The 22,763-nt window shown below is 42.2% G+C and carries 15 protein-coding genes; 8 read left to right on the forward strand and 7 right to left on the reverse strand.

The window, feature by feature from the left end; genetic code table 11:
* The first annotated feature begins 77 nt into the window (after nt 1-77).
* Nucleotides 78-1,004 carry a DMT family transporter gene (locus B5F08_RS04775; RefSeq protein ID WP_087376910.1) on the forward strand — a complete coding sequence of 309 codons (927 nt, stop codon included), beginning with the start codon at nt 78-80 and terminating at the stop codon, nt 1,002-1,004.
* A gap of 90 nt (nt 1,005-1,094) precedes the next feature.
* Here B5F08_RS04775 and pulA read toward each other — a convergent pair whose 3' ends face one another.
* The 5 genes from pulA to B5F08_RS04800 form a co-directional block, all read right to left on the reverse strand.
* Nucleotides 1,095-3,149, reverse strand: a complete 2,055-nt coding sequence (pulA, locus tag B5F08_RS04780) for a type I pullulanase (protein ID WP_158096219.1) — start codon at nt 3,147-3,149, stop codon at nt 1,095-1,097.
* A 167-nt stretch (nt 3,150-3,316) separates the two neighbouring features.
* Entirely contained in the window at nt 3,317-4,576 is a 1,260-nt protein-coding gene (gene eno / locus B5F08_RS04785; RefSeq protein ID WP_087376914.1) for a phosphopyruvate hydratase, read from the reverse strand.
* Between the two features lie 70 nt (nt 4,577-4,646).
* Nucleotides 4,647-6,251, reverse strand: coding sequence for an NAD(P)/FAD-dependent oxidoreductase (locus tag B5F08_RS04790; protein WP_087376916.1), 1,605 nt, complete (start codon nt 6,249-6,251; stop codon nt 4,647-4,649).
* Nucleotides 6,252-6,254: 3 nt separating this feature from the next.
* Nucleotides 6,255-7,481, reverse strand: a complete 1,227-nt coding sequence (locus B5F08_RS04795; RefSeq protein ID WP_087376918.1) for an NAD(P)/FAD-dependent oxidoreductase — start codon at nt 7,479-7,481, stop codon at nt 6,255-6,257.
* Between the two features lie 319 nt (nt 7,482-7,800).
* Nucleotides 7,801-8,310, reverse strand: coding sequence for a COG2426 family protein (locus B5F08_RS04800; RefSeq protein ID WP_087376920.1), 510 nt, complete (start codon nt 8,308-8,310; stop codon nt 7,801-7,803).
* A 184-nt stretch (nt 8,311-8,494) separates the two neighbouring features.
* On the opposite strand from B5F08_RS04800, the gene B5F08_RS04805 reads away from it, so the two are divergent.
* The 4 genes from B5F08_RS04805 to B5F08_RS04820 all read left to right on the forward strand — a co-directional run bounded on the left by B5F08_RS04805 (nt 8,495) and on the right by B5F08_RS04820 (nt 12,838).
* Entirely contained in the window at nt 8,495-8,980 is a 486-nt protein-coding gene (locus B5F08_RS04805; protein ID WP_087376922.1) for a VanZ family protein, read from the forward strand.
* Between the two features lie 66 nt (nt 8,981-9,046).
* Nucleotides 9,047-9,895, forward strand: a complete 849-nt coding sequence (locus B5F08_RS04810) for a sulfide/dihydroorotate dehydrogenase-like FAD/NAD-binding protein (protein WP_087376924.1) — start codon at nt 9,047-9,049, stop codon at nt 9,893-9,895.
* Nucleotides 9,888-11,279, forward strand: coding sequence for an NADPH-dependent glutamate synthase (gltA, locus tag B5F08_RS04815; protein ID WP_087376926.1), 1,392 nt, complete (start codon nt 9,888-9,890; stop codon nt 11,277-11,279). The genes B5F08_RS04810 and gltA overlap by 8 nt, the downstream gene beginning before the upstream one ends.
* A 164-nt stretch (nt 11,280-11,443) precedes the next feature.
* Nucleotides 11,444-12,838: an MATE family efflux transporter gene (locus B5F08_RS04820; RefSeq protein WP_087376928.1), complete on the forward strand. Its 1,395-nt coding sequence runs from the start codon at nt 11,444-11,446 to the stop codon at nt 12,836-12,838.
* A gap of 424 nt (nt 12,839-13,262) precedes the next feature.
* On the opposite strand, the gene rpoC is transcribed toward B5F08_RS04820, so the two are convergent.
* Together rpoC and rpoB are read right to left on the reverse strand one after the other, a co-directional pair.
* The gene (gene rpoC / locus B5F08_RS04825) at nt 13,263-16,850 is read right to left on the reverse strand and encodes a DNA-directed RNA polymerase subunit beta' (protein WP_087376930.1); all 3,588 of its coding nucleotides are present in this window, start codon (nt 16,848-16,850) and stop codon (nt 13,263-13,265) included.
* A gap of 14 nt (nt 16,851-16,864) precedes the next feature.
* Complete coding sequence (gene rpoB, locus B5F08_RS04830) at nt 16,865-20,605, reverse strand: DNA-directed RNA polymerase subunit beta (protein WP_087376932.1); 3,741 nt, start codon at nt 20,603-20,605, stop codon at nt 16,865-16,867.
* Nucleotides 20,606-21,266: 661 nt separating this feature from the next.
* Between rpoB and B5F08_RS04835 the strand changes: the two genes are divergently transcribed.
* The 3 genes from B5F08_RS04835 to B5F08_RS04845 are packed head-to-tail and all read left to right on the forward strand — an operon-like array spanning nt 21,267 to nt 22,743.
* Nucleotides 21,267-21,470 carry a helix-turn-helix transcriptional regulator gene (locus B5F08_RS04835; protein ID WP_087376934.1) on the forward strand — a complete coding sequence of 68 codons (204 nt, stop codon included), beginning with the start codon at nt 21,267-21,269 and terminating at the stop codon, nt 21,468-21,470.
* Nucleotides 21,470-21,799 (forward strand): HipA N-terminal domain-containing protein, encoded by a 330-nt coding sequence (locus B5F08_RS04840; protein ID WP_087376936.1) that lies wholly within the window; start codon nt 21,470-21,472, stop codon nt 21,797-21,799. The genes B5F08_RS04835 and B5F08_RS04840 overlap by 1 nt, the downstream gene beginning before the upstream one ends.
* Nucleotides 21,796-22,743 carry a HipA domain-containing protein gene (locus B5F08_RS04845; protein WP_087376938.1) on the forward strand — a complete coding sequence of 316 codons (948 nt, stop codon included), beginning with the start codon at nt 21,796-21,798 and terminating at the stop codon, nt 22,741-22,743. Before B5F08_RS04840 ends, B5F08_RS04845 begins: the two co-directional genes overlap by 4 nt.
* Nucleotides 22,744-22,763: the final 20 nt, after the last annotated feature.

The raw sequence follows: 22,763 nt of genomic DNA on the forward strand, positions 1-22,763 counted from the left end.
AAAACTTTTCTATTGACTGAAAGTCTGTTTTGATGTAAATTTGTCTTTGGTATTTTTAACAAAGGGGTCTTTAAAGTATGATAAGAAAAATCGAGACGGACAGTCCGGCTTTCGGACATCTTACCGCTGTCATCACTATACTTATATGGGGTACAACTTTTATATCCACAAAGGTTTTGCTTACTTCATTTACTCCCATTGAAATTCTTTTCTGCCGTTTTATAATAGGCTTTATCGCTCTAAATATCTTTTACCCGAAAAGAATGAAAATAAAGGACAGAAAACACGAATTGCTTTTTGCTTTTGCAGGACTTTGCGGAATTACGCTTTATTTTCTTTTTGAGAATATTGCATTAACCTATACCTTGGCTTCAAACGTAGGCGTAATAGTTGCAATATCTCCATTTTTCAGCGGAATAATTTCCGCCCTGTTCAACAAAGGGGACAAACCTAAATTAAACTTTTATCTTGGTTTCTTTGCGGCAATCTGCGGAATTGCCATAATCAGCTTTAACGACGGTCAGGGCTACAGCTTTAATCCAATGGGTGATATTCTGGCAATACTCGCCGCTTTTATCTGGGCTGTATATTCATTTATCACAAAGAAAATCGGAAGCTACGGCTACAACACAATTCAAACCACAAGAAGATGCTTTGGCTATGGTCTGATTTTTATGATACCGGCTTTGTTCTTCATGGATTTCAATATAACCCTTGATAAATTTTCATCACCTCAGATAATCGCAAACTTTTTGTATCTTGGACTTTTGGCTTCCGCCGCCTGCTTTGCAATCTGGGGAAAGACAATAAATATATTAGGCGATGTAAAAACCAGCGTTTACATCTACCTTGTGCCTGTTGTTACCGTTATCACCTCAGTGATTGTTCTGGGAGAAAAGATAACATTTCAGGCGGCGCTGGGAATAATACTTACAATTTCCGGACTTGTGCTTTCGGAGCTTAAATTCTCACGTCCTTGTCCTGTAAAAGTTCGTAACAAATAAAATAAGCGCAGAAACAGAGAAAAAATGTTTCTGCGCTTTTATTTTTTATAAATTCTTTTTTAAATCCTGCCAAGCGGATTTCAGGAAAGTTCAATGCTTCTTCCCCTTCTGCTGTTTTTCCATAATCTCGTCGTACCATGACTTATATATAAGTATGGCGGCTGAGTTTCTGTTCAGCATAAATCTATTGTTGGAAACAACTCCCAAACTTCTGACTCCGGAATTTGTTCCGTCTGCCAAAACAACCCAGTTGGAACCGTCGCTGTATTCAATTTCGGCGTCAAGATAATTGTCTGCGCTTCCGTTTAAAATAACTGCCATTTTATGATGTTTATTTTCGCCAAACTCTCCGTCCTCTTCGGAAATCATAAATCCTGCGGCATAGTTCGGGAGATTTTGGAAAAACTTCAATCTGTTGGCTGTGGCTCTTGTTGGGTCTCTGAGCATATCAAACTGCTTTCTTATCTTTATAAGTCCGGCATAGTAGTCGCTTACATCGCCATAGTTGCTGAGGTTTTCCCATTCAACCATATTAACAGACGGTGCAGAACGATAACTGTTTTTATCGCCGTACTTTGTTCTGCAAAATTCCTCTCCGCCCAAAGAAAAAGGTATTCCCTGAGCAGTCATAATCAAGGTCTGACAAAGCTTTACCATTGGGATAAGATTTTCGTATCTCATTTTGTAATCCCTGTTTCCTATACATGAGGAAACAAGCTTATCATAAAGTGTGTAATTGTCGTGGCAGGAAACAAAATTTATTGTCTGGGTAGGTGCCTGCGCCCATCCGCAGTATTTTCCGCACTGACCCTCTGCCGATATAATTATTCCGCCCTTGTTTACTCCGCACTGAGCAAAGCCCTTGTTTCTGTCGTCAAAGGCGTTTCCTTTTAGAGCATCTCTTATTCCGTCGTTAAAAGAACCTATACGGCTGTCAAGATATCCCATATTTGTGTGGTTAGCAAGAAAAATTCCGCTGTCCACATTGGTAAACATCTTCCAGCCCTCGCCGTACATCAGGTACTTGCTTCCGTTTGGAAGACTGTCCAGAGCTTTTCTTATTTCGTTCATGGTATCCACATCGTGAAGTCCCATAAGGTCAAATCTAAATCCGTCTATATGGTATTCCTTTGCCCAGTAAAGAACAGAATCAACCATATATTTCCTGTACATCTTTCTTTCGCTGGCTGTATCGTTTCCGCAGCCTGAGCCGTTAGACCATTTTCCGTCTTTTCCTATTCTGTAATAGTAGCCGGGAACAGTCAGATTGAACCAGGAATCCCTGCTTTTGTATGTGTGATTGAAAACTACATCCATGATAACGCCGATACCTGCGTCATGGAGAGCTTTTATCATCTCTTTACATTCCTTTATTCTAACTTCGCCGTGGAACGGGTCGCTGGAATAGCTTCCCTCGGGAACATTGTAATTCAGCGGGTCATATCCCCAGTTGTACTCATCGCCTCCAGCCTCGTTGACGGTTGCAAAGTCGTATATAGGCATAAGCTGAACATGGGTAATTCCTATCTTTTTTAAGTAATCAACACAGGTTTCACGTCTGTCCCTTACTCCGTACATGGTTGTATGCTCGGTAAAAGCCAGAAACTTTCCCCTGTTTTTATGGCTGACGCCGCTGGACTGAGCATAGGAAAAATCCTTAACGTGTGTTTCCCAGATAATTGCGTCGGTGGGATTCTCCACAAATATATGTGAGTCCTTGTTCCAGCCGTGAGGGTTTGTGTCGCTTAAATCCACAACCATGGATCTAAGTCCGTTTACACCTGCGGCTTTTGCATAGATATCCGCTGTTTCATTTTCCCTGCCGTCTACGGTTACAAGGTATGTGTAATATATATTTTTAAGATTTCCTTTTACAGTAATGCTCCACAAACCATTTTCAGGTGTGTGCTCCATCTCTGTGGTAGATATAACATCGCTGACATTGGGCTGTTCCTCACGGCTTCCAACTGAATAAAGGCGCAGCTTTACCATCTGCGCTGTGGGCGCCCACACCTTAAAGGTGGTTTCAGCCTTTGAACAGACCGCTCCCAAATCATCGCCGTCGTATGAAAACTTATCAAGAACCTTCCAAGTCGCTTCGTTTTTCTCTTTTGACTTTAACAATGCATCTTTCACATATTGCATATTTTTAGCCCCTACCCATTCGTATTTTCGTATAATAGTCATAATTTAACATTATTTTATCACATAACCGTCATTTTGATTTTCTCTAAAAGAATAAAACCACCCATCAGGCGGTTTTATTCTTTTAATATTTAGTTTACAATATTCACATTATGATTGGATTTTTCCTATATTATTCCATATTGTGCAGAACTTGCTAAAACCTGCTCAATTCTTAAAAGTCTGTTATACTTTGCAGTTCTCTCTGTTCTGCATGGAGCTCCTGTTTTAATCTGTCCCGAATTTACCGCAACTGCGATATCGGCTATTGTGGTGTCCTCGGTCTCTCCGCTTCTGTGGGAAATAACTGCGGTGTATCCGGATTTGTGGGCGGTTTCTATGGTGTCAAAAGTTTCAGACAATGTTCCTATCTGATTTATCTTCACCAATACGGAATTTCCTGCGCCCATCTTAATTCCCTTTTTCAGTCTTGTAACATTTGTCACAAACAAATCGTCACCCACAAGCTGAAGCTTTTTTCCCAGACGGGAAGTCAATGTCTGCCATCCTGTCCAGTCGTGCTCGCTTAGTCCGTCCTCAATGGAGATTATGGGGAATTCAGAAGCCAGTTTCTCGTAATAGTCAATAAGCTGGTCGCTGTCCGCCACTGTTCCACGCTTTGGAAGTGTGTAAATTCCGTCCTTATACCATTCGGAGGAAGCGGCGTCCAAGGCGATTTTTGTATTTTCGCTGTTGTAGCCGGCTTTATGAACAGCCTCCATAATAAGCTTTAAAGCGTCCTTATCTGTGGCAAGGTCAGGGGCAAAACCGCCCTCATCTCCCACCGCTGTGGATTTTCCCTGACTTTTAAGGATTGAACCCAATGCCTGATAAATTTCACAGCACTGCATAAGGCCTTTTGAAAAGCTCTGAGCGCCCACCGGCATAATCATAAATTCCTGAATATCCACATTGTTTGAAGCATGAGCTCCGCCGTTTAAAATATTCATCATAGGAACCGGCAGTCTTGAACTGTTAAATCCTCCCAAATAACGGTACAGCGGTACACAGAGAGCCTTAGCCGCCGCCTTTGCGCAGGCAAGGGAAACAGCCAAAACGGCATTTGCACCAAGATTTTTCTTGTTGTCGCTTCCGTCCAGCTCTATCATTATTCTATCGATTTTTCGCTGTTCTGTTACATTTATTCCCTTTAAAGCCGGAGAAATTTTTTCTTTTATATTTTCAACCGCCTTTAAAACGCCTTTTCCGTTGTATCTTCCGTCACCGTCACGAAGCTCCACCGCCTCATAAACACCGGTTGACGCTCCCGACGGCACAGAAGCCACCGCAGTGACTCCACATTCCAGATAAACCTGAGCTTCCACCGTGGGATTACCTCTTGAGTCGATTATTTCTCTTCCGTCAATACATTTTATTTTTAAATCCATTAGAAAAACCTCCTGTCAAGGAATAGTTTTTCCAATTTAAGCTGATATATTATGTTTGAAAGAAAAATTATCAATCACCGCACACGGACACATCTGCTATATAAGAAGCTAATTTTATACCATCTACAGCGGCGGAAACTATTCCTCCGGCGTAGCCTGCGCCCTCGCCGCAGGGGTAAAGTCCTGAAAGGGTTACAGACTGATACTCTGCGTTTCTTGAAATTCTCACCGGTGAAGAGCTTCTTGTTTCAACTCCCGTTAAAACTGCGTCGCCGTTTGCAAAGCCGTGAAGCTTTCTGTCCATTTTAATTATCGCCTGAGCCATTGACTCTGACACATAGCCGGGAAGAATTTCCCTGAGGTTTGAGGGTTCAACTCCCGGAAGATACGAGGGTATAACCTCTCCGAAAGCCGCTGTTTTTCTGTTTTGGAGAAAGTCCTCCACACGCTGGGCAGGGGCGTTATAGTTTTCACCGCCCAAAAGAAATGCGGCTTTTTCCAGCTTTCTCTGATATTCAACACCTGCAAGAGGATTGTCAGAACCGAAATCAGAGGGGTTTACTCCAACCAGCAGTGCGGCATTGGAATTTGTTCTGTCACGGGCAAATTCGCTCATTCCGTTGGTTACAACCGTGTTTTCTTCGCTGGAAGCTCCAACAACCATTCCTCCGGGACACATGCAGAAGGTATAAACTCCCCTGCCGTTTTCTAAATGCTCGCTTAGCTTGTAGTCGGCAGCTCCCAGATGTCCTTTTCCGGCAAATTCTCCGTACTGAGCTTTGTCCGTGTTCTTTTGCAGGTGTTCAATTCTTGCACCAACGGAAAAAGGCTTTTGCTCCATAAAAATGCCTTTATTGTAAAGCATTTCAAAGGTGTCCCTTGCGCTGTGACCTATGGCAAGAATAAGATTTTCCGTATCAAATATAAGCTTCTTTCCGTTCTGCTCTGCAACCGCTCCGGTAACTGCTCCGTTTTTTATGTTTATATCCGTAAGCTTTGTTGAAAAATACACTTGTCCTCCCAAAGAAACTATCTCTTCACGTATATTTTTTACCGTGGTTTTCAGCTTATCCGTGCCGATATGGGGCTTTGCATTGTAAAGTATTTCATCGGGCGCGCCGTGAGCCACAAATTCCTCCAACACAATGCGGCTTCTTATGTCCTTTGTGCCTGTGTTAAGCTTTCCGTCGGAAAATGTTCCTGCGCCGCCCTCTCCGAACTGCACATTTGAAAGAGGTGAAAACTCCCTGTTATTCCAGAAATTTTCAACCGCCTTTGTTCGGCTGTCCACGTCCTCTCCTCTTTCAAGGATTATGGGATTAGCTCCGGCACGTGCAAGGAAAAGTCCTGCAAAAAGTCCCGCAGGCCCAAAGCCAACTATAACAGGAGGATTTTTCATTTCCCTGCATTTTTCTATTTTATAGGTAAAGGGTTTTGCTGTGGTTACGTTTTTGCTTTTTGCACGGGAGATTACTTTTTTCTCGTCGCCCTCAATCTCCGCATTTACAGAAATTATAAATTTAACATCGTTTTTCTTCCTTGCGTCCACGGAACGTCTGGCAATGGAAAAACGTTTTATTTTCTCTTTTTCTATTCTAAGTTCTTTTGCAATCCTCTGCTGTATATCCTTTTCCGTATAGTCAACAGGGAATTTCATATCAGATATTTTTATCATAAATCAAACCATCCTTCCCGCCATAATTCCGGAGGAAAATGCAAACTGCAGATTATAGCCGCCGCAGTCTCCGTCCACGTCTGCCGCCTCTCCGCAGATATAAAGGCCTTTGACCTTTTTGCTTTCCATTGTATAAGGGTCTATTTCCTTTCCGCTTACTCCGCCTTTTGTCACCTGAGCGGAGGAAAAATTCATATTAACTGTGCAGTCAAATTCCCATTTTGTGAGTGTCTGCGCAATCTGCTTTATATCGGTTTTTGTAAGGTTTCCCACTTTCTGTGAAAGGTTTTTTGAAAGAACATCTTTAAGAACAACAAAGCCTATTCGTTTGTGAAGCATTCCCGTAAAAAAGTCCTCAAGGGTATTTTCAGAAAGCATTTTCCTACGCTTAAACAAAAGGTCAACAAGTGTGTTAAAATCATATTCCGGAAAAAGATTAAGATATATGCGTGGCTTTTTGATTTCACCAACATATGATGAAAGGTTAAAAACACAAATTCCGGAAAGAGCCTTTTCGCCGAACTGGATTTCTCCCTGTTCTCTTTTTACTATCTTTCCCTTTTCATCAGCAAGGGAAACCTCTCCCATGCATCTTATTCCCTTTAAGGATTTCATATATGGATTTTTTACTGAAACAGGCACAAGAGACGGATAGAGAGGTGTTATTGTATGTCCCATTTCCTTTAAAAATTTCAGTCCGCTTCCGTCGGAGCCTAACTTTTCCGAGGCTTTTCCACCTGTACATACCACAACCTTTTCCGCTGTCACGGTACAGCCGTCGCAGACAACTGAAAACTTATTTCCTCTTTTTGAAATGGATTTAACAGCGCATCCGCATTTTTCTTCAACGCCCAGACGGTCAAGGGCAAGTCTTAAAACATCAAGCACAGATGACGCCTGATTGCTGTAGGGATAAACTCTCCCCTCGTCCTCTTCTTTCCAAAAAAGACCTATATTTTCAAAAAATCTCAAAACCTCTGAGGGGGGTATTTCTTTCAACAGATTTTCAACGCCCTTTTGAAAGCTTCCGTGATAATTTTCAGGGGAAGCCTTCATATTTGTGAGATTGCATCTTCCGTTGCCGGTAGCAAGAATTTTCTTTCCCACACGCTGTTCCTTTTCTATTATAATTACTTTTCTGTTTTTATCCTTTTGAGCGCAGGTTACAGCACAGACAAGACCGGCCGCTCCTCCGCCTATTACAGCCACATTGGCAAAATAATTTTCCATAGCTACTCCGTATCTTATTTTTTAGTTGTTTTTATTATAGCATATAATCGTAATTTTTCGATGTGTTTTCTGATTTTAATTCGGAAAAAAGTTACAGAATTGGTTTTTTCATCGTATATAATTGTTACAGAAGAAATTCCATAAAATATCTGCCGGAAAAAAATTGCATTATCCGATTTTTCCCTATGATATAATTAAAATTTTAATTAGACACCAAATAAAACACAATATATCACACTAAATCATTTTAACATGGCAAAAACCGTCTGACTTTTAAAAGCCAGACGGTTTTTGTTCTCGTTATATTTTATGTTTTAAATTACACAAACAAATTTACAATTGCAGGAATAAGTCCGAAGAACAGACTTGCAATTATAATTGAAGCCATAAGCACGCCGGGGATAATGCTCTTCATAGCATCTTTAAATTTAAACTTAAACAAAGCTGCAACCAAAGCACCTGTCCAAGCTCCTGTACCCGGAAGAGGAATACCTACAAAAAGGAACAATCCGAAAACCTTGTGCTTCATAATCACTTCGGCTTTTTCATTTGCTTTAGCTTCAAGTTTATCAACAAGCTTTACAAACCTTGTATTTTTCAGCTTTGCAAAAATTCTTTCAATAAAAAGTAAGATAAATGGTATAGGCAGCAAGTTACCGATAATACAGATACCCAAAGCAGGCAAAAGATCTACTCCGAGAAAGCTTGCCGCAATCAGTCCGCCACGGCACTCCAGTATAGGACACATGGAAACGATAAATATAATCAATTCCTTGGGAATACCGGCCATTGCTTCGATCATTGACTGAATAAGACCCTCCAAAAACATCAACCTCCGTAATAAACTAAACAAAAAATTAACATATATTTTTTACAGTGTTTATATAGACAAAAATATAAACAAAAGTAAGCCTGTCAGTACTTCATTATACCTCAAAAACGGAGAATTTACAACTAAAGTTTGACATAAAAATCTTTTTGGTTTAAAATAGATAAGACAATGGGGTGATATAATGAATAAGTCAGCCAAAGATAACAAAATATTAAAAGTTTTCATGATTATACTCACCGCAGGCTACATTGTTTTTATTTTATCCAATTCTTTAAAGCCGGCGACTGTGTCCGGCGCAAACAGTCAAAGCATAGTTGACGTTATCAACGGCTTTTTTAAAAGCCTGAATCTAAACATAGTTTTGACAAACCATATCATTAGAAAAACGGCGCATTTTGCCGAATTTTTTCTTCTCGGTATAATAACAACCTCTGCTTTCAGAGTATTCACAAAAACTCCCTGTAAGAACATATTTACAATTCTTTTTATAGGGCTTGCAACTGCCGTAAGCGACGAAACAGTACAGCTTTTTGTTGACGGCAGAGGAAGTCAGGTTTCAGATGTATTGCTTGACTTCAGCGGCGTTCTAGCCGGAACCTTAATTGCCCTGCTTTTTTATATTGTAATGGCAAGGCATAAAAAGAAAAAAGAAGAAAAAAACTGCTGAAAATCCGCCTTTGCCATAAAAGCAAGGCGATACATATATTATTCTATAAGTAAAGGGAAGATTAAGATGTTTGAAATTGTAGAAAAGACTTATCTCAATCCATCCATGACAAAAATGGTAATAAAAGCTCCCCTTGTAGCTGCCAAGGCACAAGCCGGACAGTTTATCATTCTTCGTGTTGATGAATACGGAGAGAGAATTCCTCTCACTATTGCCGACTACGACAGAGAAAAGGGAACTGTTACTATTATATATCAGAAAGTCGGCAAAACAACAATGCTTTTGGACACATACGGAGCAGGCGAAAGCATCTCCGACTTTGTAGGCCCTCTGGGAAAAGCTTCCGAGCTTGAGGGATACAAAAGAGTATGTGTAATCGGCGGCGGTGCAGGCTGTGCTATCGCTTATCCACAGGCAAAAGCTCTTCACAATATGGGCGCATATGTTGACATTATCGCAGGCTTCAGAACTGAAGACCTTATTATACTCAAAAAAGACATGCAGAAGGTTTGCTCAAGACTCACCGTTATGACCGACGACGGTTCAAACGGCAACAAGGGTTTTGTTACAGACACACTTAGAAGAAGCCTTGAAATCGGCGACACATACGATTTGGTTATCGCTATCGGTCCTATTCCTATGATGAAGGCTGTTTCCGAGCTTACAAAGGAATACGGCATCAAAACAATCGTAAGCATGAACCCGATTATGATTGACGGCACAGGAATGTGCGGAGGATGCAGACTTACAGTAGGCGGAAAGACAAAGTTTGCATGTGTTGACGGCCCTGACTTTGACGGTCACGAGGTTGACTTCGACGAGGCTATGAAGCGTCTCGGCACATATAAGGATTTAGAGCAGAGAGCAGTAAGAGAGCCTGACTGCCGTTTGATGAGAGGTGCAGAAAATGTTTAATATGGATAAAAATAAAACAAGAATGCCTGAGCGTGTGCCACAGCTCAGGAACAAGAACTTCAAAGAGGTTTCCGCAGGCTACAATGTGGAAATGGCTATAAACGAGGCTAACCGCTGCTTGGGCTGTAAAACTCCTGCCTGCGTAAGCGCATGTCCTGTTAACGTGCCGATTCCACAGTTTATTCAGAAAATCAAGGACAACGAATTTGAAGAGGCTTATCAGATTATTAAGACTGTAAACTCACTTCCTGCTGTTTGCGGCAGAGTTTGCCCTCAGGAAACACAGTGCGAGAGCAAGTGCGTAAGAGGTCTCAAGGGCGAGAGCGTTGCTATCGGACGTCTTGAAAGATTTGTTGCCGACTACCACATGAAAAACTGTGAGGAAAAACCTGTAAAGCCTGCAACAAACGGCCACAAGGTAGCTGTTATTGGTTCAGGCCCATCCGGTCTTACCTGCGCTGGCGACCTTGCAAAGCTTGGTTATGAGGTTACAATTTTTGAAGCTCTCCACAAAGCCGGCGGCGTTTTGATGTACGGTATTCCTGAATTCAGACTTCCTAAGAAGATTGTTGAAAAGGAAATCGAGGATTTGGTATCTATCGGCGTTAAGATTGAAACAAACATGGTTATCGGAAAAATCCTCACACTTGACGAGCTTTTCGATATGGGATTTGAGGCAATCTATCTTGGAACAGGCGCAGGACTTCCTGCATTTATGGGAATTGACGGCGAAGGACTTATCGGTGTTTATTCCGCAAACGAGTTCCTCACAAGAATCAATCTTTTGAAGGCTTACGATGACAAGTACGACACATTCATTGTTAAGCCAAAGAACGTAGCTGTTGTAGGCGGCGGTAACGTTGCTATGGACGCTGCAAGAAGTGCTAAGCGTCTTGGCGCAGAGAATGTTTACATAGTTTACAGACGTTCTGAAAATGAGATGCCTGCAAGAAAAGAAGAAGTTCATCACGCTAAGGAAGAAGAGATTATCTTCAAGACACTTACAAACCCTGTAAGAATTATCGGCGATGAAAACGGCAAGGTATCAAAGCTCGAGTGTGTATCCATGGAGCTTGGCGAGCCTGATGCATCAGGAAGACGTGCTCCTGTAGTAGTTGAAGGTTCCAACTTTACAATGGATATTGACTGCGTTATCATGGCTTTGGGAAATACTCCAAACCCACTTATCCTTTCAGTTACTCCGGGTCTTGAGGCAAACAGAAGAGGCTGTCTCACAGTAAATCCAAAGACAATGCAGACATCACTTAAAAATATTTATGCAGGCGGCGACGCTGTTACAGGTGCTGCAACAGTTATCCTGGCTATGGGCGCAGGTAAGCAGGCTGCTAAATCCATTGACGAGCTTTTGAAGAAGCGCAAGTGATTATTTTATAATAAGACAAATTCATATGATGCATACCAGTTTTGATATGCATCATATATTTTGCTCTTTTTTAGAAAGTAAAAACCACTTACCTTAAATTTTATTTCAAGAAAACATAATATATCATCTTTTTTGTTCTTCATTATTACTGCAAGGGGGATAATATGAGTCAGAACATCAAAAAGAAAACTATTTCTGCCGATAAAATGGGAAGTACCCCAATGCTTAGGCTTATACTTTCAATGTCACTGCCCACAATGTTTTCCATGATTATACAGGCAATGTACAATATTGTTGACAGTGTGTTTGTTTCAAGCTTGGGTCAGGACGCACTTACCGCCCTTTCCCTTGCCTATCCTTTACAGCTTATGACTATTTCCGTGGCTGTAGGTACAGGCGTGGGTATAAACTCATTTATTTCAAGACGACTGGGAGAAAAAAATCAGGAGCTTGCCAACAACGGTGCGGCAAACGGAATTTTTATTTCAATAATAAGCTGGCTGGTATTTTTGCTGGTTGGAATTTTCCTCACTGTTCCCTTTTTCAAGCTTTTTAACCCAACACCTGGAGTAATGAAATACGGTGTAGACTACACCTCAATTATTCTTATATTCTCCGTGGGCGTTATGGTGGAAATAGCCATTGAAAAGGTTCTTCAGGCAACGGGCAACATGATTTTTCCAATGATTTTCCAGCTTATAGGAGCTGTTACCAACATTGTACTTGACCCTCTGTTTATTTTCGGAATCGGACCTTTCCCGAGAATGGAGGTTGCCGGAGCAGCAATCGCAACTGTTATAGGTCAGATTTTGGCAATGCTTTTTGCAATATATATTTTCTTTTTCAAGAAACATGCGGTTCAGGTTCATGTCAGAAATTTCAAGCCAAGCCTTAAAATTATAAAAAATATTTATGCCGTAGGATTTCCCTCTATTATAATGCAGTCCATAAGCTCTGTGCTTGTTGTTGGACTTAACGCAATCCTCATGGGATTTTCCGAGGCGGCTGTTTCAGTACACGGAATTTACTACAAAATGCAGAGCTTTGTATTTATGCCTGTTTTCGGTTTAAATCAGGGACTTATGCCTATTATGGGCTACAACTTCGGCGCAAAAAACAAGGACAGACTTCATTCCGCTATAAGATACGGCTGTATCATAGCCGCTTTTATAATGCTTTGCGGAACTGTGATTTTCTGGGTTTTCCCTGCTCAGATACTCTCTTTGTTCAATGCTAACGACGATATACTTAACATGGGTATAATGGCCATGAGATTTATAAGCCTTTCTTTCCTGCCTGCGGCTATCGACATAATCTTCTCCACCACCTTCCAGGCTGTGGGAAAAGGATTTTCCAGCATGATACTTTCATTGCTTAGACAGCTTGTTTTCATTTTACCTGCCGCTTTGGTTCTTTCAAATTTTGGTGTAAACGCTGTGTGGTTTGCATATCCTATAGCTGAGGTAGGCGCACTTATTGTGGCAATCTTCCTCTATACAAGAATCAATAAAAAAGTATTTTCAAAGCTTCAGCCCGGAGTTCCTATAGCTGACATATAAATAACTTATAACACAAAAATCCGCAGTTCAATGGTGACTGCGGATTTTTCTTGTTTTCTATAAAAGAAAATAAATATTATCTTTTACAAATAAACCCAGCCACGGTTAAACAGTAACCGTGGCTGTAAATTTTAATATTTAAAATTGAAACTCAACCGTGAGCGAGCCACTCCAAAGACTGAACAAAACGTCTCGCCCGCCTTTTAATCATCCTTATTTTCATAAGAAAACCATGCAGGGCAGAATTAAAAACACTGATATAAAAAACACAGCCACGGCTATTTAAAACCGTGGCTGTAAATTTTAATATTTAAAAACGAAACTCAACCGTGAGCAAACCACTCCAAAGACTAAACAAAAGGTCTCGCCCGATGTGTGCAGGCGTTTATTTCTTAAAATAACCTTTGCACATCGGAATTAAAAATTATTCTTCGGAGGAGTCTTCTATGTCGGAGGTTTCGAGAGGAGTTACGTTGGCGGCGGACTGAACAGCCGGCGTGTTCTCCTCTATCTGGATGTTGTTATATCTTGCCATACCTGTACCGGCAGGAACAAGCTTACCGATAATAACGTTTTCCTTAAGTCCGATAAGCGGGTCAACCTTACCCTTAATAGCGGCATCTGTAAGAACTCTTGTTGTTTCCTGGAAGGAAGCGGCAGACAGGAAGCTGTCTGTTGCAAGAGATGCCTTTGTGATACCCAAGAGAAGCTGAGTATATGTTGCCTCTTTAAGTCCGGTTTCGCCGTTTGCGATTCTCTTCTGAATTTCTTCGTTTGCAAAGAGTACGTCGTTCTTGTCGTACATCTGGCCTGCCATAAACTCTGTGCTTCCGGCATCCTCAACTCTTACCTTCTTCATCATCTGGCGAACGATAACTTCGATATGCTTATCGTTGATATCAACACCCTGCAAGCGGTAAGTACTCTGAACTTCAGAGATGAGGTAGTCCTGTACGGCATTTGCGCCGAGAATTGCAAGTATATCATGTGGGTTAACAGAACCGTCGGTGATTTTATCGCCGGCTTTAATCTGCTGTCCCTCTTCAACTTTAACTCTGAATCCGAATGGGATGAGATACTGTTTCTCTTCCTGTGTTTCCGGATTGAATACAACAGCGTGTCTGTTGTTCTTGATTTCCTCAAAGCGAACCACACCGTCGATTTCACTGATGATAGCAAGGCTCTTTGGCTTTCTGCCTTCGAAAAGCTCTTCAACACGTGGAAGACCCTGTGTGATATCTTCTGCGGAAGCAACACCGCCGGTATGGAAGGTTCTCATTGTAAGCTGTGTACCAGGCTCACCGATTGACTGAGCTGCGATAATACCAACAGCCTCACCCACATTAACAGGCATACCGTTTGCAAGGTTGGAACCGTAGCACTTCTTGCAGACACCGTGTTTTGCACGGCAGCCCAAAATGCTGCGGATTGTAATCTTTTCTGTACCTGCATTTACGATAATATCTGCATCGTGTTCGTCCATCATCTTATCCTTGGATACAAGAACCTCGCCTGTTTCCTTATCACAGAAATCATCAACAAGATATCTGCCCACAAGACGCTCGTGGAGACCTTCGATAACCTGATTTCCTGACTTGATGTCAAAGATTTCAAGACCTTCGTGGGTTCCGCAGTCGTCCTCACGGATGATAACATCCTGTGAAACGTCAACAAGACGACGGGTAAGGTAACCGGAGTCAGCAGTTCTAAGAGCTGTATCGGCAAGACCCTTACGAGCACCACGGGATGAAATAAAGTATTCCAAAATGTTAAGACCTTCACGGTAGTTAGCTCTGATTGGAATTTCGATCGTTTTACCTGATGTGTTGGCGATAAGACCACGCATACCGGCAAGCTGACGAATCTGGCTCATACTACCACGGGCACCGGAATCCGCCATCATGTAGATTGGGTTGTATCTGCCCAAGTTCTTCTGAAGTGCGGCGGTAACGTCGTTTGTGGCTTTCTCCCAAATCTTAAGAACTCTTGCATAACGCTCTTCGTTGGAGAACATACCGTTCATGTAGTACTCTCTTACCTCGTCAACCTCTTTTTCAGCGGCTGCGATAATCTCTTTCTTTGCCGGTGGAATTTCAGCGTCGCAAACCGCAACGGTGATAGCACCTCTTGTTGAGTACTTGTAACCCTGTGCCTTGATATCGTCAAGCACCTGAGCGGCTACGTTTGCGCCGTGGATACGGATACAAGCGTCAACAATTTTACCGAGCTGCTTCTTGCCAACAAGGAAGTCAATTTCAAGTTTAAATTTATTTTCAGGCTTAGATCTGTCAACAAATCCCAAATCCTGAGGAATTGGATCGTTGAATATAATCTTACCAACTGTAGTATCGATGATACCTGATTCCTCCACACCGTCGATAACCATGGTGCGGCGAACCTTGATTTTTGAATGAAGCTTTACAACTCCTGCGCTGTATGCCATCATAGCTTCGTTTACATCGCAGAATACCTTGCCCTCGCCCGGTTCTCCGTCCTTATCAAGGGTCAGGTAGTAAGAACCAAGAATCATATCCTGTGTAGGAACTGCAACAGGACGTCCGTCGGAAGGCTTCAAAAGGTTTCCGGCAGCCAGCATCAAGAATCTTGCCTCAGCCTGTGCCTCTGCGGAAAGAGGAACGTGAACAGCCATCTGGTCGCCGTCGAAGTCGGCGTTAAATGCTGTACAAACAAGTGGGTGAAGCTTCAATGCACGGCCTTCAACAAGAACCGGCTCGAATGCCTGAATACCAAGTCTGTGAAGTGTAGGAGCACGGTTCAAAAGTACCGGATGTCCCTTGATTACAACTTCAAGAGCGTCCCAAACCTCAGGCTTTGCTCTTTCAACAGCCTTTCTTGCTGCCTTAATGTTTACAACATTCTTTGTTTCAACAAGGCGCTTCATAACGAATGGCTTAAAGAGCTCCAATGCCATCTCCTTAGGAAGACCGCACTGATACATTTTAAGCTCAGGGCCAACAACGATAACAGAACGTCCGGAGTAGTCAACACGCTTACCGAGAAGGTTCTGACGGAAACGCCCCTGCTTACCCTTAAGCATATCTGAAAGTGACTTCAAAGGACGGTTGTTAGGACCTGTAACAGGTCTGCCTCTTCTGCCGTTGTCGATAAGTGCGTCAACAGCTTCCTGAAGCATTCTCTTTTCATTTCTGATAATTATATCCGGAGCTTCAAGCTCTAAAAGTCTTTTAAGACGGTTGTTTCTGTTAATTACACGTCTGTAAAGGTCGTTAAGGTCGGAGGTTGCGAAACGTCCGCCGTCCAGCTGAACCATCGGTCTGATATCCGGTGGAATTACCGGAACAACGTCAAGAATCATCCACTCAGGACGGTTGCCTGACATTCTGAAGCTCTCTACAACCTCAAGTCTTTTCAAAAGACGAACTCTCTTCTGACCTGAAGCGTTTTCAAGCTGTGCTCTAAGCTGCTCTGAAAGCTCGTCAAGGTTTACTTCCTGCAAAAGCGCTTTGATAGCTTCCGCACCCATAGACGCCTTAAAATCGTCGTCATATTTTTCTCTCATGTCGTTGTATTCACGCTCTGAGAGACACTGCATCTTCACAAGGTCACGGCAGTCGCCGGGATCTGTTACGATGTATGAGGCAAAATACAGAACCTTTTCAAGCATTCTTGGGGAAATATCAAGCATAAGTGAAATTCTTGATGGAATACCCTTGAAATACCAGATATGTGATACAGGAGCGGCAAGCTCGATGTGACCCATACGCTCACGTCTTACCTTAGCTCTTGTTACCTCAACGCCGCAGCGGTCGCAGACTTTGCCCTTAAAGCGAATTCTCTTGTACTTACCGCAGTGACATTCCCAGTCCTTTGTAGGTCCGAAAATACGCTCGCAGAACAAGCCGTCAACCTCAGGCTTCAATGTTCTGTAGTTGATTGTCTCCGGCTTTTTTACCTCGCCATAAGACCATGCTCTTATCTGGTCAGGGGAAGCAAGTCCTATTTTAATAGACTCAAAAACATTATGATCCATTGTGCTTCTCCTCCTTAAAACTCATCTGCGCCGTGATCGTCATAATCAAAGGCGGAATCATCGGTGTCATCAAATATTGAACGCTCGTCAAAGAAGTTGCCCTCGTTGGAATCCTCGTCAAGGGAGAAACCGTCGTCCATATTTGTCATTACTTCGTTTTCGTCGAATACTGTATCCGGCTCTTCTCCGTCATCTGCATGTGTCGGAATATCGTCGTCATCGTCGAACTTCTGCTTCAAGTCGATTTCTTCGTTGTTCTTATCGAGAACCTTAACATCAAGAGCCAAGGACTGGAGTTCCTTAATGAGAACCTTAAAGGACTCAGGAATACCAGGTGTAGGAATGTTTTCACCCTTAACGATTGCCTCGTAGGTCTTAACACGTCCCACAACATCGTCGGACTTAACTGTAAGGATTTCCTGAAGTGTATAAGCTGCGCCGTAAGCTTCAAGTGCCCAAACTTCCATTTCTCCGAAACGCTGGCCGCCGAACTGAGCTTTACCGCCCAGAGGCTGCTGAGTAACAAGGGAGTAAGGACCTGTGCTTCTTGCGTGAATCTTATCGTCAACAAGGTGATGGAGCTTGAGGTAATACATGTAACCTACTGTAACAGGGTTGTCGAAACGCTCGCCTGTACGTCCGTCGGTAAGCCATGTTTTACCGTCACGGCTGTAGCCAGCCTGTTCCAAAGCCTCGAATACATCCTGCTCGTGTGCGCCGTCGAATACAGGAGTCATTATCTTCCAGCCAAGAGCCTTTGCTGCATAACCAAGATGCACCTCAAGTACCTGACCGATGTTCATACGTGAAGGAACGCCCAACGGGTTCAAAACGATATCAAGCGGAGTACCGTCCGGAAGGAATGGCATATCCTCAACAGGGAGAATTCTGGAAACAACACCCTTGTTTCCGTGACGTCCGGCCATCTTGTCGCCTACGCTTATCTTTCTCTTCTGAGCAAGGTAGCAGCGTACAACCTTGTTAACGCCGGGCTGAAGCTCGTCACGGCTGTCCTCTCTTGTGAACACCTTAACGTCAACAACGATACCGCATTCACCGTGAGGAACTCTCAAAGATGTATCTCTTACTTCTCTTGCCTTCTCGCCGAAAATAGCTCTCAAAAGTCTTTCCTCGGCTGTAAGCTCTGTTTCACCCTTTGGTGTTACCTTACCAACAAGAATATCGCCTGCATGAACCTCTGCGCCGATATGGATAATACCGTCCTCGTCAAGGTCTTTGAGCATATCCTCGCCCACGTTTGGAATATCTCTTGTGATTTCCTCCGGTCCAAGCTTTGTATCTCTTGCTTCTGTTTCGTATTCTTCTATATGAATTGATGTGTAAACATCATCTCTAACTATCTTTTCATTGATGAGAACTGCGTCCTCGTAGTTGTAACCTTCCCATGTCATAAAGCCGATGAGGGCATTTTTACCAAGGGAAATTTCGCCGTTCTTTGTTGAAGGGCCGTCTGCAAGAACCTCGCCCTTTACAACTCTCTGTCCTCTTGAAACAACCGGAATCTGGTTTATACATGTTCCCTGGTTGGAACGGAGGAACTTGATAACGTCGAAGTCCTGAACTCTGCCTGAGTCATACTGAACTCTGATGTGGTTTGCGTCAACGCTCATAACCACGCCGTCCTCTTCTGAGAGGATACAAACGCCTGAGTCAACGCCTGCCTTGTACTCCATACCGGTACCAACAATTGGTGACTCGGTAACGAGAAGCGGAACTGCCTGTCTCTGCATGTTTGAACCCATCAAAGCACGGTTTGCGTCGTCGTTTTCAAGGAACGGAATCATAGCGGTAGCAACGGAAACAACCATTCTTGGAGAAACGTCCATAAAGTCGAAACGCTCTGCCGGGAATTCAACGAATTCATCTCTGAAACGTCCGTTTACTTTCTTATGAACAAATCTGCCGTTTTCGTCCAAAGGCTCGTTAGCCTGAGCAACTGCAAATTCGTCTTCCATGTCCGCTGTCATGTAGATAACCTCGTCTGTTACGACGCCGGTATCTTTGTTTATCTTTCTGAATGGTGCTTCAATGAAGCCGTATTCGTTAATTCTTGCAAATGTTGCAAGGTAGGAAATAAGACCGATGTTAGGACCTTCAGGAGTTTCGATAGGACACATACGTCCGTAGTGGGTGTAGTGAACGTCACGAACCTCAAATCCGGCTCTATCTCTGGAAAGACCGCCAGGACCCAATGCTGAAAGTCTTCTCTTGTGAGTAAGCTCTGCAAGAGGGTTGTTCTGGTCCATGAACTGTGAAAGCGGTGAAGAACCAAAGAACTCTTTGATTGCCGCTGTAACAGGTCTGATATTTATAAGAGAACCGGGGGAAAGTGACTCAAGGTCGGAAGCCTGCAATGTCATTCTCTCTCTGATAACTCTTTCAAGACGGCTGAAACCGATTCTGAACTGGTTCTGCAAAAGCTCGCCTACGCATCTGATACGTCTGTTGCCCAAATGGTCGATATCATCTGTAACGCCGATGCCCTCTGCAAGGCAGTTCATGTAGTTGATTGAAGAGAAAATATCGTCGATTGTTATGTGGTTAGGAATAAGGTCAGCAGCTCTTCTCTTGATTGTGTGCTTGAGTTCCTCTTCATTCTCACAGCTGTCAAGGATTTCGCAGAGAACTGCAAAGCTTACCTTTTCGTTTATGCCGCATTCTTTCTTTGCGTCAAAGCTTACGTACTCGTTTATATCAACCATTCCGTTTGATATAATCTTGATTACCTTTCCGTCCTCGCCTGCAACAAATGCAACGCTTACGCCGGCATTTTCAATTTCCTTTGCCTTTTCTCTGGAAATTGTGTCGCCACGAAGAGCCATAACCTCGCCTGTTCTCGGATTTGCAATAGGCTCTGCCAAAACACAGCCTGCAAGTCTGTTGGATATACCGAGCTTTTTGTTGTACTTATAGCGGCCAACCCTTGACATATCGTATCTTCTTGAATCGAAGAACAGATTGTGAATGTGGGTTTTTGCGCTGTCAACTGTAGGAGGCTCACTTGGACGGAGCTTCTTGTATACTTCAATAAGACCCTCGTCTACTGAGTTTGTTGTATCCTTTTCAATAGTTGCCTTAATTCTTGCGTCGTCGCCGAAGCACTCAAGGATTTCTGCGTTTGTGCCAAGTCCCAAGGCTCTGATGAAAACAGTAACCGGAATCTTTCTGTTTTTATCTATACGAACATAGAAAACGTCGTTTACATCGTTTTCGTATTCAAGCCAGGCACCTCTGTTAGGAATAACAGTGGAGCTGAAAAGCTCTTTACCTGTCTTGTCGTGGTCCATCTTATAATAAACGCCCGGGCTTCTTACAAGCTGAGAAACTATAACTCTTTCTGCACCGTTAATAACAAAGGTGCCGCTTGCGGTCATAAGCGGGAAATCGCCCATGAACACGTTGGAGTCCTTAATTTCGCCTGTTTCCTTGTTGATAAGACGAGCAGTTACACGCAATGCTGCGGAATATGTTGCATCTCTCTCTTTACATTCGATAACACTGTAGTTGGGCTTATCAACGTCCAGACTGTAGTCAATGAAATCGAGAACAAGATTACCTGTGTAATCGGTTATTCCTGAAACATCCTTGAATACCTCTGCAAGTCCCTCTTTGATAAACCAGTCATATGACTTTTTCTGAACCTCAATAAGGTTTGGCATTTCGATAACTTCGTCAATTTTTGCGAAGCTCTGTCTGATGTTGTTTCCAAGCTTTACCGGTTTGACATTTACCATCGGGCGTATCACTCCTTTAAGAAATCATTTAGGATAAAAAATCTAACGCTGTTCCCTCAAAGCTTTTAAAGCTTAGGGTTTTGCTTCATGCGACAAAAGCGATATAATAATGCAGTCACAAAATAAGCAATTTTTCTGTTTTAATCAGGGAGGAAATGTTTCTGAAAAACTCTTGACAATCCGGCATATTATGTGCTAATATACCAACGGTCAACAAATTTTTTTTGCCTGTTTTTAAAGACAAGCAGACACATATCCCCATGATGTTACATCTTAATAATTTACTACATCTCATTTTGTTTGTCAAGGGCATTTTTGCCTTTTTCCCGTATTTTACGGGATTTTTTTCATTTTAATAAAGATTTTTCAAAAAATAATTCCCCAAAAGCATTAAAACGTCTTTGGGGAAATTTTTAAGCTCTACCAAGAAACACCCGGTGGTGTTGGTTGTTTTTAAAGGAACTTTTGACAGCAATTTATCTATGAGATTTTATTTCCTTTTTTGAAAATCTAAGTTTATTTTTATACCCGATAAGGTATAAAATTATCATTAACACATAAAATATACCCGAAAAGGTATAATTTATAAAAAATCATTGACTTTATACCCGATAAGGTATAAAATAATTATTAACAATAAAATTATTGAAAGTGTGATACCATGAACAGGATTGCTAGATTTATTAAAGAAAACAGAAAAGCGGCAGGTCTTACCCAAGAGGAATTTGCCATGCGTTCGGGGCTTGGCCTTAGATTTGTAAGGGATTTGGAACAAGGTAAAGAAACAGTAAGAATGGACAAAGTAAACGCCGCACTTGCCATGTTCGGCATGGAAGCGGTTCCCGGCAGAAAGGAAGATAAATAATGCAGACTCTCAGAACTGCCTATGTGTATGTGAGAAATATTTACGCAGGAGAATTAAAAGAAACAGACAGCGGTTATTCTTTTCTCTACGATGAAAACTATCTTTTATCCCAAAACCCTGCTCCCGTGTCCCTTACCCTTCCATTACAAAAAGAAATGTACACATCAAAAGTTCTTTTTCCTTTTTTTGACGGTTTAATACCCGAAGGCTGGTTGTTAAATATCGTCAGCAGAAACTGGAAAATCGACACAAAAGACAGGTTTCAGCTTCTCATGGTTGCCTGTAAAGACTGCATAGGAAATGTAAGTATAAGGGAGGAACGCATATGAACTGTCTTTGCTGCGGTAAGCCTTTAAAAACACAGGAATACGAAACAGGATGGCATAAAAGCTGTATCAAAAAATTTTTCGGAACTGCACAGCTTCCGGAAATTGAAATATCAAACCAAGCTTTGATACATTTGGTATCAGAAAATATAAACAGAGGTTACACCGTTCCCGGCGTACAGAAAAAATTATCTCTCCATCTGTCAACCGATAAAAAAACAAAGCTTACAATCGTAAATTATCCCACAGGATACATTTTAAAACCTCAGGTAGAAGAATTTGAATGTCTTCCTCAGGCGGAACAGCTTATAATGACAATGGCTGATGTTGTTGGAATTCCTACGGTTCCTCATGCACTTGTAAAAGACGGAGAAAATCTCGCCTATATAACAAAACGTGTGGACAGAATTTTTTCTGATAAAGGAAAAATACAGATGCTGGCTATGGAGGATTTTTGTCAGCTTGACCTGAGACTTACACAGGATAAATACAGAGGCTCCTATGAGCGCTGTGCAAAAATAATAAGCAAATATTCCTCACGAACCGGACTTGATATGACAGAGCTTTTCATGCGTCTTGTATTTTCATATATTGTTGGAAATTCCGACATGCATCTTAAAAACTTTTCCCTTATAGAAACCTTTGAAGGCTCAGGGGAATATGTTCTCTCACCGGCCTACGATCTGCTTCCTGTCAATACAATAATGCCGGAGGACAAGGAACAGTTTGCCTTGACAATGAACGGTAAAAAAACAAACATACGCAGAAAAGATTTTCTTGTGTTTGCCGAAAACTCCGGTCTTTCAAAAACCGCCGCCGAGAAAATGATAGACAAGCTGAAAAAATCGGAAGATAAACTCATTTCAATGTGCAAAGAGTCTTTAATCGCCGACAAACAAAAGGAAAATCTGATAAATCTTATTTCAGCAAGAATACAAACTCTATAACAAAGGCATAGGAATTTTAC

It is taken from the genome of Anaeromassilibacillus sp. An172 (assembly GCF_002160515.1).
GTDB classification, from domain to species: Bacteria; Bacillota; Clostridia; order Oscillospirales; family Acutalibacteraceae; genus Limousia; species Limousia pullorum.

Coding starts and splice junctions, on each gene's coding strand:
- rpoC (WP_087376930.1), bottom strand. CDS start 16,850: ATGGATCATAATGTTTTTGAGTCTATTAAAATAGGACTTGCTTCCCCT.
- B5F08_RS04820 (WP_087376928.1), top strand. CDS start 11,444: ATGAGTCAGAACATCAAAAAGAAAACTATTTCTGCCGATAAAATGGGA.
- B5F08_RS04845 (WP_087376938.1), top strand. CDS start 21,796: ATGAACTGTCTTTGCTGCGGTAAGCCTTTAAAAACACAGGAATACGAA.
- eno (WP_087376914.1), bottom strand. CDS start 4,576: ATGGATTTAAAAATAAAATGTATTGACGGAAGAGAAATAATCGACTCA.
- B5F08_RS04805 (WP_087376922.1), top strand. CDS start 8,495: ATGAATAAGTCAGCCAAAGATAACAAAATATTAAAAGTTTTCATGATT.
- B5F08_RS04775 (WP_087376910.1), top strand. CDS start 78: ATGATAAGAAAAATCGAGACGGACAGTCCGGCTTTCGGACATCTTACC.
- B5F08_RS04835 (WP_087376934.1), top strand. CDS start 21,267: ATGAACAGGATTGCTAGATTTATTAAAGAAAACAGAAAAGCGGCAGGT.
- gltA (WP_087376926.1), top strand. CDS start 9,888: ATGTTTAATATGGATAAAAATAAAACAAGAATGCCTGAGCGTGTGCCA.
- B5F08_RS04840 (WP_087376936.1), top strand. CDS start 21,470: ATGCAGACTCTCAGAACTGCCTATGTGTATGTGAGAAATATTTACGCA.
- rpoB (WP_087376932.1), bottom strand. CDS start 20,605: ATGGTAAATGTCAAACCGGTAAAGCTTGGAAACAACATCAGACAGAGC.
- B5F08_RS04810 (WP_087376924.1), top strand. CDS start 9,047: ATGTTTGAAATTGTAGAAAAGACTTATCTCAATCCATCCATGACAAAA.
- B5F08_RS04790 (WP_087376916.1), bottom strand. CDS start 6,251: ATGATAAAAATATCTGATATGAAATTCCCTGTTGACTATACGGAAAAG.
- B5F08_RS04795 (WP_087376918.1), bottom strand. CDS start 7,481: ATGGAAAATTATTTTGCCAATGTGGCTGTAATAGGCGGAGGAGCGGCC.
- B5F08_RS04800 (WP_087376920.1), bottom strand. CDS start 8,310: ATGTTTTTGGAGGGTCTTATTCAGTCAATGATCGAAGCAATGGCCGGT.
- pulA (WP_158096219.1), bottom strand. CDS start 3,149: ATGCAATATGTGAAAGATGCATTGTTAAAGTCAAAAGAGAAAAACGAA.